This is a genomic window from Wolbachia endosymbiont (group A) of Hedychridium roseum (assembly GCF_964028325.1).
Lineage (GTDB): Bacteria > Pseudomonadota > Alphaproteobacteria > Rickettsiales > Anaplasmataceae > Wolbachia.
In genome coordinates, this window is record NZ_OZ034755.1 from 148,984 (window position 1) to 165,288 (window position 16,305).

11 protein-coding genes are annotated in these 16,305 nt (G+C 35.1%); 8 read left to right on the forward strand and 3 right to left on the reverse strand.

The window, feature by feature from the left end; genetic code table 11:
- Positions 1-185: 185 nt before the first annotated feature.
- Positions 186-923 carry a glutamine synthetase gene (locus ABWU23_RS00715; RefSeq protein WP_265017437.1) on the forward strand — a complete coding sequence of 246 codons (738 nt, stop codon included), beginning with the start codon at positions 186-188 and terminating at the stop codon, positions 921-923.
- A 3-nt stretch (positions 924-926) separates the two neighbouring features.
- Here the strand turns inward: ABWU23_RS00715 and ABWU23_RS00720 are convergent, their stop codons facing one another.
- Positions 927-1,490, reverse strand: coding sequence for a hypothetical protein (locus ABWU23_RS00720; protein WP_353270626.1), 564 nt, complete (start codon positions 1,488-1,490; stop codon positions 927-929).
- Between the two features lie 175 nt (positions 1,491-1,665).
- Here ABWU23_RS00720 and ABWU23_RS00725 point away from each other — a divergent pair, with 175 nt between their 5' ends.
- The 5 genes from ABWU23_RS00725 to ubiA all read left to right on the forward strand — a co-directional run bounded on the left by ABWU23_RS00725 (position 1,666) and on the right by ubiA (position 10,012).
- Complete coding sequence (locus ABWU23_RS00725) at positions 1,666-4,740, forward strand: efflux RND transporter permease subunit (protein WP_353270627.1); 3,075 nt, start codon at positions 1,666-1,668, stop codon at positions 4,738-4,740.
- Positions 4,741-4,828: 88 nt separating this feature from the next.
- A complete protein-coding gene (gene nusA, locus ABWU23_RS00730) occupies positions 4,829-6,391 on the forward strand; it encodes a transcription termination factor NusA (RefSeq protein WP_264731488.1) in 1,563 nt (520 codons plus the stop codon).
- Positions 6,392-6,400: 9 nt separating this feature from the next.
- Positions 6,401-8,725, forward strand: a complete 2,325-nt coding sequence (gene infB / locus ABWU23_RS00735) for a translation initiation factor IF-2 (RefSeq protein ID WP_353270628.1) — start codon at positions 6,401-6,403, stop codon at positions 8,723-8,725.
- Between the two features lie 9 nt (positions 8,726-8,734).
- Entirely contained in the window at positions 8,735-9,151 is a 417-nt protein-coding gene (locus ABWU23_RS00740) for a ribosome-binding factor A (protein ID WP_164225054.1), read from the forward strand.
- 3 nt (positions 9,152-9,154) lie between these two features.
- A complete protein-coding gene (gene ubiA, locus ABWU23_RS00745; RefSeq protein ID WP_253307364.1) occupies positions 9,155-10,012 on the forward strand; it encodes a 4-hydroxybenzoate octaprenyltransferase in 858 nt (285 codons plus the stop codon).
- A gap of 1,136 nt (positions 10,013-11,148) precedes the next feature.
- On the opposite strand, the gene ABWU23_RS00750 is transcribed toward ubiA, so the two are convergent.
- On the reverse strand, positions 11,149-12,567 hold the full coding sequence (locus tag ABWU23_RS00750) for a hypothetical protein (protein WP_265017439.1): 1,419 nt from the start codon (positions 12,565-12,567) through the stop codon (positions 11,149-11,151).
- Between the two features lie 122 nt (positions 12,568-12,689).
- Here ABWU23_RS00750 and ABWU23_RS00755 point away from each other — a divergent pair, with 122 nt between their 5' ends.
- Entirely contained in the window at positions 12,690-13,967 is a 1,278-nt protein-coding gene (locus ABWU23_RS00755) for an APC family permease (protein ID WP_353270629.1), read from the forward strand.
- A gap of 8 nt (positions 13,968-13,975) precedes the next feature.
- On the opposite strand, the gene ABWU23_RS00760 is transcribed toward ABWU23_RS00755, so the two are convergent.
- A complete protein-coding gene (locus ABWU23_RS00760; protein WP_253307368.1) occupies positions 13,976-14,422 on the reverse strand; it encodes a hypothetical protein in 447 nt (148 codons plus the stop codon).
- A 140-nt stretch (positions 14,423-14,562) separates the two neighbouring features.
- Between ABWU23_RS00760 and ABWU23_RS00765 the strand changes: the two genes are divergently transcribed.
- Positions 14,563-15,597: an aspartate-semialdehyde dehydrogenase gene (locus ABWU23_RS00765; protein ID WP_253307369.1), complete on the forward strand. Its 1,035-nt coding sequence runs from the start codon at positions 14,563-14,565 to the stop codon at positions 15,595-15,597.
- Positions 15,598-16,305 lie beyond the last annotated feature (708 nt).

Genomic DNA, 16,305 nt, shown 5'->3' on the forward strand with positions numbered 1-16,305 from the left:
AAAATTGATCATTTTTATTTCAAAAAAATGAAAAATTTGTAAATGTCGCTTGTATCGAGGATTAGAAGCATGCTATTAAAAATAGTAATACATTATGTATAAATAAGATGTTAAATTTACTGGCAAATAAGTAAAGTATTCATATAAATATAGCTAACCTAATATAGATTTACTGAAGCAAATTTATGATTATATTAAGTAATTTGAGTTGTCATGCTGTATTCGGTATTGAACTAGAGTTTTACATTGAAGGAATAGAAAAAGAATATTTATTTCTGAATAGCATCAAAAATAAAATAGCATTTCTTGAATTTTCCTGCGAGAAGGAGAATTCTACACATCAATATGAGATAAAAAGTGGTTGTTATACGAACTCCGACAATTTAATTAAGCATTTTGAGTTAGCAAAACAATTACTTACTGAAGTAGTACAAAAACTTGGTGGGAACGTTTCTTTTAAAGCAAAGCCTTATTTGGATAGAGCAGGCAGTGCATTAAATGTGCATGTTAATCTCGTGAATTCAAATAACGATAACTTATTTTATATCAATGAGCAAAAGTATAGTGATTATTTGATTCATAGTATTGGCGGATTATGTGCAATGATGAAAAAACATATGTTGTTTTTTGCTCCAAATGATGATTCATATTTAAGATTTCAGTACCCGGATATTCACACTCCAACTACGATTAGTTGGGGAGTAAATAACAGAACTGCTGCGATAAGAATTCCCTATTTTGGCAACGATTCCAAAAGATGCCGCCTAGAGCACCGTGTTCCTGGAGCAGACTGTAACCTTGAAAAAGTACTCACAGCAATAATTGAAGGTATAGTTTTTGGTATAGAGAACAAAATTGCTCCGCCAAATAGGGTCTACGGCATTGCATCTGATTCTCAATATAAGATGAAGAGTTTGATATAAACTCTAACCACGTTGGTTAACAATATCTTCCATAGTTAGCCGCTCTGGCATTCTCATTAAGTTATCACTGAAAAAAGTCCTCGGAGCATTGGTAAGTTCTTTGATTTTTTTTTCATATCCATTCATATGCATAGGAGGGGATCGCATTAAGTCCATATAGTTCGTTGCGTATTTAGTCCGACTTGTATCATCAGCGTTAGTGCTTTTAGAAAGTGAATTACCTTTGAAATCCATATGTTCAGGTAGTCCATTTTTCATTTCTTCTTGTGCTCTTTTATTTTTTAATTCTTCTGCTAGCTCAGTTTCAGTTCTTTTTGGTTCTTTTACGGATATTTCCGTATCTTTTTCTTCACCTTCATCTTCTGAAACACGAGTAATTTCAGCTTTAGTTCTTATTTTATGAATCAGCAAAAGTAATAAGTAAGTAACTGCAGCAGCAGAAACGATAATGGCTATCTTTGCGGCAATGTGGATTGCTGTTAAAAATATTAAAGCTGATAAAGCTCCAGCTAATCCAGACACAATAACTTTTCTCTTGCCTTTTGTTACATTTAAAATTGCCACCATAATAACCTCTCAAATACTGTTCTAGAATTATTATACAGAAATTTTCTTATACTTGCAATTTTGCGAAAATTTTAATTATTTGCGTAAAGTTTTAAAGCTATACAAGGATTAATTAATATGCAACGTATCTCGACTATAATATTGTACAAACACACATATTTAGTTAACATTCAACATGCAGAGCTTACTCATAGAGCGAAACAGGGCGGTGGTATTATTACTTATAGTAATTTTTATCTTCGGTTCATACGTTTATGTAAAAATGCCAAGGGAAAGTAACCCTGATATACAGATTCCTATAATCAGCGTGTTTGTTGGACTTCCTGGGATTTCTGCTCAAGATAGTGAAAAGCTATTAGTGCTGCCTATAGAAAATGAACTAAGATCCATCGAAGGTGTAAGAGAATTGAGAGCTTTTGCAACTAATGATGGTGCTCACATGATACTCGAATTTGGAACAGAGTATGATAATAAAGAAGTGCTCGATAATGTCCGTTCAAAGCTTTCAAACATAAAATCGAAGTTACCTGTTGAAGCGGAATCTCCGATAATCAATGAAATAAACTTGAGCTTATTTCCGATACTCAATGTCGGCTTAATTGGTAATTTGTCAGAAAGAGCCTTAACTGAAATAGCACGCAAGCTAAAGAAAGAAATAGAATCTCTGCCAAATGTTCTCAAAGTTGAAGTGGCAGGTATGCGTAAAGAAACAGTGGAAGTTATAATTGAGCCCACAGTTCTAACAAAATATAACATTCAATCAAACGAAATATTCCAAGCTATATCAAGCAATAATAGACTAGTGGGAGCTGGGTCACTGGAAAATGATACCGGTAAATATTCGATTAAAATATCAGGGTTATTAAAAGATATAGAAGATATTATGAATATTCCTATTAGATCTCAAGGCGATGCAGTTTTGAGAATCAAAGATATAGCAAAAGTATACCCTAGGTTTGAGGATCACCAAGGGTTTGCTCGCATTAATGGATTACCTAGTGTCGTGCTAGAAATTTCAAAACGTAACGGAAAAAACATAATAGACACAGTAAATCAAGTAAAATACTTAATGGATAAGGCAAAAGATCAATTACCTGAAAATTTAAAAGTGGTGTACTTAAATGACCAGTCAAAAAACGTCCGCGATGTGCTTGATGACTTGGAAAACGGCATAATATTCGCTGTGTTGTTAATATTGATCATAATGATGCTTTCTATGGGAACAAGGATTGCTATTCTTGTGGCACTCTCGATACCCGGTTCCTTTCTCATTGGGATAATAGCTCTTTACTTTATGGGCATAACCTTAAATATCGTTGTGCTCTTCAGTTTAATCATGGCTGTTGGCATGCTGGTTGATGATGCAATTGTGATCAGCGAATATGCCGATAGAAAGATGATCTGCGGAATGGACAAAGTAGAAGCCTTTCACACTTCAGTTCGTGATATGTTTTATCCGGTTCTATCATCGACGTTAACTAAATTAGCAGTGTTTTTTCCTCTATTATTCTGGCCTGATACTGTTGGTAAATTCATGCAGTACATACCAATTACAATAATTCTAACTTTGACTGGATCGCTCATTATGGCTTTGGTTTTTATACCAACACTTGGTGCAATATTTGGTAAGCCTTCAATAACTTCAAAAAAAGAAATAAAAAAAATGAGTGCTATAGAAAGTGGTGAGATAAAAAATGCTGGGTCTATAATAAGAGCTTACATACGCATGCTAGAGAAGGTTTTAGATCATTCTAAAAAATTCATATGTGCTACTGTATTCGTCCTGTTTTCATTTAGTGTGCTGTACTTTACCTTTGGTCCTGGAGTGAAGTTTTTTCCGAAAGTGGATTCAGATAATATTTTAATCAGTGTTAAAGCAAAAGAAAGCTTATCAGCCAAAGAACGAGATCTGATACTCAAAGAAGTGGAAGAACGCATTTTGAGCGTTGAAAAAGAAATTCATGTTTCTTATGCTAGATCAGGAGCATTTTCAGACAACGTTATCGCCAGAATTCAACTAGAACTTATGGATTGGCGCTTCAGGCGCAAAGCTAAGCACATATTAAACGATATAAGGAGCAGTGTGCAAGACATGAAAGGAATAATAATTAATGTTCAAGAGGAAAAGTCAGGACCGTCGGCTGACAAGCCAATACAAATTAACCTCAGCGGAAGTGCATCCAATCTGAATTTAGCAGCAGAGAAAATTCTAAAAATTATGGACCAACCTTCATCCGGGTTTATAAATATTCAAGATAGCAGATCAGCACCTGAAATAGAGTGGAATATGAGTGTTAATAAGAGTAAGGCTACAAGTTCTGGAGTAAGTGTTGCAACCATTGGCGATTTTATAAAGATGGTTACAAATGGAGTGTTGATTGGAAAATATAGACCAAATAACACGGATGAAGAAATCGATATTGTACTCCGTTTCCCCAGAAGGGACCGCAACATGAAGACTATAGATAATCTTTTTATCAATACAGTTAATGGCCCGCATCCTATGAGCAACATAGTAAAATATGCTCCCGAAAAAAAGGTAAACAAACTAAATAGGATTGATGGATTACGTACAGTGACAATTTCCGCTGATGTGGATACAGGCTATCTTGTTAATGAAAGAGTAAAGTTCATTCAGAATTCTATTGCCCAGGATTGGGACAAGGGAGTAAAAATTGATTTTAAAGGCGACAAAGAAGATCAACAAAAATCAGGAACATTTTTGTTAAAGGCTTTTATATTAGCAATTACACTAATGATATTGGTATTAGTGACACAGTTTAATAATGTATACCATACATTTATCGTAATGACAGCAGTGTTTTTATCCACAACATGTGTGTTTTTTGTTTTCTTTCTTATCCAACAAGTTTTCGTAGTTGTTATGTGTGGAGTGGGGATAATTGCTTTGGCAGGAATTATAGTAAATAATAACATACTATTGCTTGATGCCTTTCATCACCAAATTAAGGTACACAAAAATGACATCAAGCGATGTGTAATAAACGCTGCAATTTCTCGCGTTAGGCCAATATTGCTTACCGTTGCAACCACAGTTCTTGGTTTAATACCGATGATTACCAGGTTAAATATCAATTTTTTTACGCTACAAATCACATATGATGCTCCATCAAGCCAGTGGTGGGTTGACATTTCAACAACCATAGCAAGTGGAATATTGGCTGCAACGGTCTTAACTTTATTCTTTATTCCGGCGTTGCTTGTCATACAAAGACATGAAAAAACTTGACTTAAATTAGCAATCATTTAACATTTAAGATAGCGTTCTTTGCCCGTTGAAGCTATAATTATAACTAATTACATTGGATTTATTTATTATGATTGCTAATCGTAAAAGCAGTGTTAAGCAGAAAAGTAACAAGAATAACATAGTTGGAAGCCTTGATGTAATAAAAACAGCAGGAGAACTTTCACTTCAAAAAGGTTTAGATTTTAATGTTGTAATAAAGGCACTAGAAAGTGCTATAGAAGCAGTGGCTTATCAAAAGTATGGTAGCAAAAGTAAAATTGTAGTTAATATAGATAGAAATACAGGCAAAGTTACTTCATACAGAAAACTAAAAGTTATTGATGACGAATCAAATGAAGAAGAGAACACTGAGTATGAATCAATTACGCTGACACAAGCTAAATTAATAAAAGGAGATGCAAAAGTTGGAGATACTGTTAGTGAATTGCTCTCTCTTAACACTGATCTTGCTTCAGCAAGGATTGCCCAGCAAAAGATTGCTCAAATAATTAAAGATGAAGAGTCAAAAAAGCAATATGAGGAATTTAAAGATAAGGTGGGAGAAATAAGGTATGGTATTGTTAAACAAGTAGAATATTCAGATCTTATTATAGACATAAATGGCACTAGGGCATATCTTCCATTGCGAAATTTGACCGGTGGTGAATCATTTCGTGAAGGCGATAAGGTTAAAACTTACATACAGACCGTTAAGCGCTCTGATGATGGACGTCAAATTATTCTTTCTAGGACTCATGAAGGCTTTTTAGAGGCATTATTAAATCAAGAAATACCAGAAATTGCTGACGGGTTAGTAACAATTAAAGGTATAGCTAGAGACGCCGGCTCAAGGTCTAAGGTTGCTGTTTTCTCTCCTGACAAGAACATTGATCCAGTAGGTGCTTGTGTTGGAGTTAAGGGAGATAGAATAAAAACTATTATACACGAATTAAATGGTGAAAAAATTGACGTTATAAATTACTCCTCAGATTTGGGTCAATTTGTTATTAAAGCCATTACTCCTGCAGAAGTATCGAAGGTTATTATTGATGAAAATGAAAATTGCATAGAGTTAATAGTTGCTGAAGATCAATTGAGTTTAGCTATAGGAAAAAAGGGCCAGAATGTAAGATTAGCTTCAGAGCTTGTTGGATGGAAAATTGAGATATTAAGCACTCAGCAAGAATCAGAAAGGCGAAGTAAAGAACTTAGTCAATGTTCAGCTTTATTTGCTGAAGCTTTAAACTTAGAAGAGATTATGGGTCAGCTATTGGTAACAGAAGGTTTTTCAAGCGTAGAAGATATATCCAACGCTTCAATTAAAGAGCTTTCTTCAATAGAGGGCTTTAATGAGGATATTGCAAACGAACTTCATAACAGAGCAAACAAGCACCTGAAAGCAGAAAATGATAGAAAAATAGAAGAGCTAAAAAGTCTAGGTATGGAAGATGATGTAATCAATTTAACTTTATCAATAGACAATAAAATTGCTCTTAGTAAACATGATATTAAGACTTTAGAGGACATAGCAGATTTATCAAGTTATGAGTTTTGCAGCATACTCTCTTCCTCAGCTGATAGTAAAGAAAATCTAAAAGATACAGTAGACTCAATAATCATAGAAGCACGTAAAAAGCTTGGGTTAATATAATAAAATAATATGAATAATGAAGATATCAGTAATAAAAAATTAACGCTCCAAGGCTTAAGCAAGCTTAAATTAGACCTCAATTTAAACTCTTCAGCTAGCCCAAGTACTGGAGCTACAATAGTAAAAAAAAGAAGAAAAAAATCTCATGATGCAGAAGAACATAATTTATTTGACGAGAGTAAATTAGGTTCTTTAACAGAGAAAGAACAAATTTTCCGCATTAATGCTGTGCAGAATGCTGCTTTGCTGAAAGAAAGAAATCAGAGAGAAGAAAAAGAGAAAACAGCAAAAGAAGACAGCAATAAAGAGATTGACGAGAAAAATGAAGCGGACACTTTATCTAAAGAAATAAATAAGAAAGTTTTAAGTAATACTCACTTAGTTGAACTAAGAGAAGATAATATTGACTATGAGAGCGACGATAAAAAGTCTTCTAAAGTCAACAAAGATATATATTCTAAGCATTCTAAACTGGTAATTGCACAGGCAATAGATGAAAAAACTGAACAACCCCCTGTATTTAAGCAAAGATTTGGTATAAGAAGTAGAAAGTCAAAGTTTACTAAGGGTAAAAATATATCAAGAGAAGTTATTATACCAGACAAAATAACTATCAGGGAGTTATCTGTTCGTATGGCAGAAGATAGCAAGAGTGTGCTAAAAATGTTCAAAGAAGAAGTCGGTGAGAGTTATAGAGTAGATGATCTGGTGGATCCAGATATAGCATATGAAATAGTGGAAAAATTCAATCATACGGCTAAACGAGTGAGCGATACCAACAGAGAAAAGGATTTATTTTTCATAGAAGACAGGGAAAGCTTGTCTAAAGAACCTAAACCACCAGTCGTCACTTTTATGGGACACGTTGATCATGGTAAAACCTCATTGCTCGATGCATTTCGTGAATCTAATGTTGCAGAAAGAGAGTCAGGTGGCATAACTCAACACATAGGTGCTTATCAAATAACGACAAAAGATAAGCAAAAAATTACTTTTATTGATACACCAGGACATGAAGCGTTCACTGCGATGCGTGCACGTGGTGCCAATATTACTAATATAGTTGTAATAGTAGTTGCAGCTGACGATGGAATCATGAAACAAACAGTTGAAGCAATAAATCATGCAAAAGCAGCAAATGTTTCTATTATAGTTGCTATTAATAAAATTGATAAATCTGAACCTGGTGATGTAGAAAAAATAATTAATAGTTTGCCTCAATATGATCTCATCTCTGAAGAGCTTGGTGGTGATATTATGATTGTGCCAGTATCAGCAAAAAAGAAAACTAATTTAGATAAACTAGAAGAGGCGATTTTGTTAATCGCTGAATTAATGAAGCTAGAAGCAATAAAAGATTGTCGAGCACTTGGATGGGTAATAGAATCCAAAATAGATAAAGCGAAAGGAATATCAGCTACATTGATAGTTGAGGAAGGAACGTTAAAGGTTGGTGATATATTGGTAGTTGGTACAACATACAGCAAAGTACGTAGTATGGTTAATCACCTTGGTCAAAGAGAAAAAGCAGCACTACCCTCCGCTCCAATTGAAATTACTGGTCTAAATGGTGTGCCAAATGCTGGAGATAAATTTGTTGTTGTAAATTCTGAAAAGCAGGCGCGTGAAATTGTTGAATACAGGCTAGAGTTGATCAAGAAAAAGAAAGAAGATTTAGACGACAATAATTTAGATATATTCAGTCGTAATAACAGTGAAACAGAAGAACTATCTGTAGTTTTAAAGTGCGATGTAACTGGTTCTATTGAAGCGATATCAAGTTCAATTGATAAACTCGGTAAAGACCAAGTGAAATTAAATATCCTACACAAAGCAGTAGGAGGTATAACAGATTCAGATGTGCTGCTTGCAGAAGCATCAAGTGCAGTAATTTTAGCTTTTAATGTAAAAGTGGACTCAAAAATAAGGGACTTGGCAAAACAAAAAGGTGTAGAAATACATATTTATAACATAATATACGAGCTCATTGACGACATGAGAATGTATTTAACTAAAATGTTAAAGCCTGTTACACGAGAGGTTCGTGTTGGTTCTGCATCTGTGAGGCAAATATTTAACGTATCTAAAGCTGGTAATATCATTGGATGTTACGTAAGTGATGGAGTCATAAGAAAAGATTCTTTAATTAAGGTAGTGCGTGGTGGCAAATTGGTGCATGAAGGAAAGTTAAAAGCACTACGTAGATTTAAAGATGATGTTAAAGAAGTAGGTGTAAACTTTGAATGCGGAGTATCACTAGAGGGTAATATCGATATTAAAGTTGGAGATATTTTGGAAGCTTATCAATTAGTGCAAGAAGAAAGGGTGTTATAGTAGATGGATATGAAAAAGGAAATTAGAAACCTAAAAATAGCATCGGTATTGCATAGAGCAATATCAAGAGTCCTAATGGAAGGTAAGGTGTTCAATAAAAATGTAGCGGTATCTGACGTAAAATTAAGTAAAGATTTGAAAAAAGCAGATGTATATATTGTGTTATCTTCATTGAATATCCAAGTAGCTGACTACTCAGATTCAGAAAAAAGTACATGGATTTCAGCATCACGCACTGGAGATCCTTCTGAGGATAATTGTGATATTAACACTGTTGTTAATGAAATGAACCAATCTGCATGGTCAATACGTAAATCTATATTGTGTTATGTTGATTTGCGATTTATACCTGAGTTAGTTTTCAAGCCTGATTTAGCGTTCGATAATTTTGTTAATGTAAGCAAAATATTACATAATCACACTTAATTAATGTATTTCAACCGTTACTTTTCATTAATGAGACTGCACAGTTTAACAGGTTTGTGGCTTGTGCTATTTCCCAGTTTGAGCGGTATTCTTTTAGCCTCAACTTCTCTATCGTATCAGGCTCTTTTTCTCCTTGTTTTATTTACTATAGGTGCATTTTTAATGAGACCTGCAGGGTGCATAATCAATGACATTTTCGATAGGGAAATAGATGCGCACGTTGAACGAACAAAATATAGGCCACTTGCAAGTGGTGCATTAAACATCAAGCAGGCTTTGGTTTTACTCTCACTGCTACTATCTATCGCCTTGGTAATTTTATTGTTAACTAATAAAACCACACTCATACTTGGAATAATCTCAATGTGTATGATAGCTACTTACCCTTTATTAAAGCGGTATGTTTGGTGGCCACAATTGTTCTTAGGGTTTACCTTCAATATGGGATCGCTCATGGGCTCAGCAGCAATAATAAACCAGATCAGTATAGAATCCTTGCTGTTTTATATAGGATGCGTCTTTTGGACACTTAGCTATGACACCATATACGCTCATCAAGATAAAAAAGATGATGAAAAACTCGGAATGAAATCTACCGCATTATATTTTGGTGATACAACAAAATCTTGGTTGAAAAGATTTTATTTAATATCTCTTATGACGTGGCTATATGCTGGTATCTTATCATCATTAAATAACATCTTTTATATTGCTCTACTTGCTGTAGGGTTCATATTTCACCGCCAATACAAAAATTTCAATCCTGACGATCCCAGTCAATGCATGTCCATATTTAAAAATAATTCCTACGTAGGGTTGCTTCTCTTTTTTGGCATCCTTTTAGATAGAATTATCACCTAGGTCTCAAGAGTTTTGGCTCTAATGAAGTCAATAAACTCAGGTAGCTCGCAGAAACGAAAAAACTTCCTTGACAAACTCCGCCAGCCCCCTTATTATGATAACAAGAGTATTCATGACTCAAAACTTGTTTTTGACCTGCAGGCTCAATAACAAAATTCAGTAAAAAACTTAGGGTATTTTTTGGCGGATTACATAAAATTATAGCGGCTGCATGTCTTTTAAATTTTTTCTACATTCAGCCAAATCGCGCTTATTTTAAGCGTTAGCACATTATTACAGCGCCACTTACAGTAATATAGAGTCAAAACTCGCACCACGGGGCTTCTTTTGCCTTTTTTTCGTTTGGTAGATTTCTTAATGTTTGTAGCTAAAGCAATTTAAGAGACCGAAAATGGTGTCATTCCAGCGTGTGACGCTGTAATCTAGTCTTTATTATGCAGCCACTTATTTAAAGTTAAGTTTTCTGGATCCAAGTAGTCAAGCTACTCGGATGACACCTTGACGATTTGAAGAATCGTCATCCCGCTACGTGTTAGCGGGATCTATGCTAAGAGATACCGCGAATGAATCGCGGTATGACGGTCTGCGGCGATATGACGGTTCGCGGTGGCATGACGATAACTTCGTCATCCCGCTGCTTGTTAGCGGGATCTAGAGATACCGCGGCGGTATGACGGTCTGCGGCGATGTGAAGGTTCGCGGTGGGATGACGATAACTTCGTCATCCCACTGCTTGTTAGCGGTTAAGAGATACCGCGGCGGTATGACGTAGGGAAACCTTTCTTGGTTAGCTACAGCAGCTTGCAAACCATTCAGAAAAGGGAAGACAAAACTATAAAAAACCATAGGCGCCAGATGGTTTTTAGCTAAAGTCAAGTGTCTGGAATTTTAGACATAGAATCCCCCATATGAACAAGATTCAGAAAAAATGCAACGTACATTGGGCAGAGATTAAGTATATGTATACACGCTGAAGAAGATACGCCACATTTTTAACTGAAATTTAGATGAAAAGTCTGCAGACGGAGATAGATTTTGAGCTCTCTAAATATCTCTAATTGTCATTATAATAAGGCTTTGAATATGCAGAAGTAATTTTTTTAGTTAAAATAAAAAAGTTTTCTGCTATAGCACTACTAAGCAGCAGAAGACCTTGCATGACCTCCAAAAAATGCTTTTACTCTTTCAAGATAAGTAGGTGGTACTGGAGGAATTTCTATACCATCTATAACAGCGCTTATTGCTTCTTTTACATCATCGCTTGTAATTAACTCTTTTAATTTATGCTTTATAGGGCCTCTTCCAACATCTTGCCCATACCTATTGTAATAATCCACATATAATTCATTAAAGACAGATTGTTTTGCTTCTTCTATCAGTTTACTGATGTTGCTTTTTATTTGAGGATCCATATCACCATCAGAATAAAAATTATCAAAATTGTCCTTTAAAACTGTAATTTTTTTATTGTTACAGCTTCTCAGGAATTTTTCTGTAATGCTTGGCATTCTCTCATACACTTGAGCGTTTACCTCAACTGTAAAGTTATTTTTAGCTTCAAGACAACTGAGTGAATAAATAATACGATTGAACATTCCTAGATTGCACTTACCATTTCCCTCTTTGAAACGTATCAGTAACATGCACTTTAGAAAATCTATATCTGACTTTTGATCCTTAGCTGCAGTCAAAACTAAATTTGCAGCTTGCGTGAGAGTAAGGCTAGTTTTTGATTCTCTATAAGCTGCTCCATTGGAACCATTAAAGTTAAGATAAAGTTTTAATTGCTCTTTTTGCTCAGTTGTAAGCTCATCTGAATTATTTATGTAGTCTTCAAACTCTTTATTGAGTACATTTGGTTGAGCTCCAAATTTCTGTTTTAACTCTTGAGCGCATTGGAAAATACTATGTTCAAAACTACTCGTGTGAACACTTTGACTGCCAGTGCCCACATCACTTACATTAAACAAAAAGCTTAGCTGCTTTACATTCAAACCCAAAGGTGAGAAAAGCCTCACTAATGGATACTTTATCAATTCAAGAAGTGCTACTGGAATTAATAATACAGCATTTATAAGCACAAGAAATATGTGATTACTTGGTATTTCTCTTCTAGTACTCAGTAGCAGCCACCCATTAAGGGCAGATATTTTCGATGCACAGTACAAAAATGGTAATTGAATGTAATATATTAAATATATAGAGAAAAATAGAATCTTATCTTTCAACCCTATTGTTGGGTCGTTATATACTTCAGAAAAAATACTATCATCACTGTTTTTATTTTTGAAAGACTGATAGTTGCTTGTAATTTTTTCTGTAAAGATAGAACAGAGCTTATGTATGCCATAGCATGCAACACAGGCAGCAAGAGAAATTGCAAGTGTTCCAAAAGCAGCTAATACCTCACTTGAAGTTTTGGCAAGAAGGAATGCATAAAGCGCATTAATAAAGATCTTAAGCAGAGAATCATGATAAAATAATGTTCCAATAGCAGCACCAATTAATAAAACATACCCACAAACAACCAAAAATGTTTTTAACCTCGGATTCATAGCCTTCTCCTAATAATCTATTTCATTATATGCATAAATTTAAAAAATGCAAGTTTTTATAAAGATCGATTGAAATTTCTGAGCTTCAGTTATATCGTTAGTCTATTTAGATAAAAATTATTGTGTCAAATAAAATAGGTTTTTGGGCTATTTTTGCCTTAGTGATTAGTAGCCAAATTGGCTCTGGAATTTTTATGCTTCCAATTAGCCTTGCTCCATATGGCATGTACAGCCTTGTAAGCTGGGTGATATCAGGGCTTGGTGCTATATCTCTTGCTTTGGTTTTTGCCTTACTCTGTGCAAAATTTCCAGAAACGGGTGGTCCTCACGTTTATGTAAAGCATGCTTTTGGCCCTGCTGCAGCTTTCTTTGTTGGTTGGACATATTGGGTAATTTCATGGGTTAGCACGACAGCAGTAATCGTTGCAAGTATTGGCTATCTTACTTCGCTTTTTCATGGAGATATTCAAAATATACGCTTATTTTTAGAAATACTATTATTTACGATCATTACACTAATAAATTTAAGAGGTGTCACTGCTGCTGGATGTGTTGAGCTTTTATTGATGACTGTCAAAATTACCGCACTGCTTGCTATACCAGTAACAGCGTTGTTTTTCTTTGATAGGAATAATTTTATCATAAGTGAGGAAATATCAACCCTCACGATGTCTCAAGTCCTTGCTCGCTCTACACTACTCACTCTATGGTGTTTTATTGGACTTGAATCAGCAACAGCACCTGCAGGATCAGTCAATGATCCAGCAAAGACTATACCAAGAGCCATAGTACTTGGCACAATCTCTGTTGCAGTTATATATTTCATTAATAGCCTTGCAATCATGGGATTGATAAACGGCAATGATCTAGTTAATTCAAAAGCGCCGTATGTTGACGCAATAAAAATTATGTTTCCTGGTAATTGGCATTTGATCATTTCTATTGTTGCTTTTATTGTTTGTGTTGGCAGTTTAAATGCTTGGGTACTAGCTAGTGGACAAGTGGCCCTTGGCCTTGCAGAAGATAAACTGATGCCACAGTTCTTTGCTAAAAGAAACAAGCACGGTTCTCCTTTCTGGGGCATAACAATCAGCTCCGTTGGCACTTCAGTTCTACTAATTCTCACTTCAAGCAACAATTTTGCTAAACAGATCACATCAATTATCGACTTTTCTGTAGTTTCATTTTTATTTGTTTACCTTGCATGCAGTCTTGCTTTTCTCAAGGTTATTATAAAGGAGAAAAACTATTACAAATTTTTAATTGGCAGTATAGCAACAACCTTTTGCTGCTGGGTAATATTTGAAACTTCTGTGAATACCTTGCTGATCGGAAGCTTATTCACCGCAAGTGGCATACCCATTTATTTATTTTGGTACTGCAGAGCTCCTGCACAATAAAATAGAGTTTAACGACTTTTCTTATTGTCCACTTGTTCAACATTACCCTTCTCAAGTTTACTATCTACTTCTTTTGCGTGTTCATCATCTACACTAGTCTCATCTTTTATCTTACTGGAGTGACCTGCTTGCGATTTTTCATATGCTTCCATGTTGTCATATATAGGGTTACTGATGATTTCTATTTTTTCAGGTGTGAAAATCCTTGCTAAAAATCTCCCTATTATTGGTATTGATCTTAAGAAATCTCTTAGCTTTGAAGATTCTTGTCTTTTATTTAGGAACTGTTGGTCTATTTTAAGGTTTTTTACACCATACTTTTTATCATCAAAATTTATTGCAGGCTTTCTTTTTTTCGAAAGAACATTTTGAGCCTTTAATCCATTGGTTCTTTCAGGCTCTTGAGGTGTAGACATTGCAGGTTTAACCTTAGTTTCATTGTATTCTTTATTCATCTTTCACTTTATTATGTAATATTACTAATATTGCATAATAATAGCTAAATTACAATTAATTGCAAGGTAAAAATATTAAAACAATTGTAAATTTTGTCAGTAAAAATATAATAGAACTTTAAAGTTAGAGGTTCATCTATATGGGATACAAAATTGCTGTTATTGGAGCAACCGGAAGAGTAGGGCGTGAGGTATTAAGCACGCTTGCTGAGTTTCAAGATGAGGCAATAGATTCTGTTATTGCACTTGCGTCGAAAAAATCAGAAGGGAAGAAGGTGAGTTTCGGTAATGAAGAATTAACTGTCTTGTGCCTTGAGAATTATGACTTCGTTGGAGTTAATATAGCCATTTTCTGTGCCGGATCTCATGTTTCTGAGAAACACGTACCGACTGCAATTGAGGCTGGGTGCATCGTAATAGATAACACTTCCCATTTTAGAATGAAAGAGGGTGTGCCACTCATTATTCCGGAGATTAATAAAGAAAAAATTATGGAATATAAAAACCACAACATAATATCCAACCCAAACTGTACTACAATACAGATGCTGCTAGTACTACATCTATTACACCAGAAAGCAAAAATAAAGAGAATCGTTGCTTCAACTTATCAATCAACTTCTGGCGCAGGCAAAGCAGCAATGGATGAGCTCTATGACCAGACAAAAAAAATCTTCATGAATGAGACTAAAAAGCCCGAGATATTCCCCAAGCAAATAGCGTTTAATTGCATTCCCCATGTAGGGAAATTCATGGAGAATGGTTCTACAGAAGAGGAATGGAAAATGCAAGAGGAGACAAAAAAAATTTTAGAGGAAGATATAAAAGTTACTGCAACTTGTGTAAGGGTACCCGTCTTTATCGGCCACGCTATGGCAGTAAATGTGGAATTTGGTCAACATATCACTGAAGAACAAGCTCGTGAAGTGCTAAGTGAAGCCGAAGATAGTGGAGTTTTAGTATACAACAGGCGTGAAGACAGTGAATACATAACTCAAATTGATGTTGTACAGGAGAATGCTGTATATGTATCGCGTATTAGACGAGACAATACTGTTGAGCACGGATTAAATATGTGGATAGTAGCTGATAACCTGCGCAAAGGTGCAGCACTAAATATAGTGCAGATTCTTGAGATTTTGATAAGAGAGCATTTGTCAATCAAGTGCATATAGAGTGCACGTACGTTGTAATTCGAAGGAAATTTGTATACCACATGGCAGCGCGTGACGCTGGAATCCAGCTTTTTAAACCATGAGAGCTACGAAAACTTACTTGACACCCTTCGCCAGCCCCCTTATCATGATAGTGAAGCTATTTATTTATCTTCGCAATCTGTGCAGGTTAATGACAAAAAACTTAGGGTATTTGGCGTCTCATGTTTAATTTTTCGCACTACGTGCATTGCATGTCTTTAAAAATTTTTAGGTTTTTACCTATATAAGCCGAAACGCGCTTACAAAGCGTTTAAGACAGCAAAAAACGTCAAATTGACAAGGGAGAATTTGAATACTAGCTACTCTGGGTTTTCTTTGCCTTTTTTCCTGCTTGGTAAATTTCTTAAACACTTGCGGTGTAGGTGAGTTGCATTTAAAAGCAGCTAAATTGCAGTGTTTAAGACTTAAAAAACGCCAATACTGAAAATAGACAATGACTAGGGCTTCTTTTGCCTTTTTTTTCGTTTGGTAAATTTCTTAATGTTTATAGCTAAAGTAACTTAGGTTCACCGACAACCGTCATCCCGCTACGTGTTAGCGGGATCTATGTTAAGAGATACCGCGAATGAATCGCGGTATGACGTAGGGCTACAGGTGTCATCCCAGTGCCTAGACACTGGGATCTAGCCTTTATTATTTGGTTGAAATTAAGTCTTCTGGATCCCA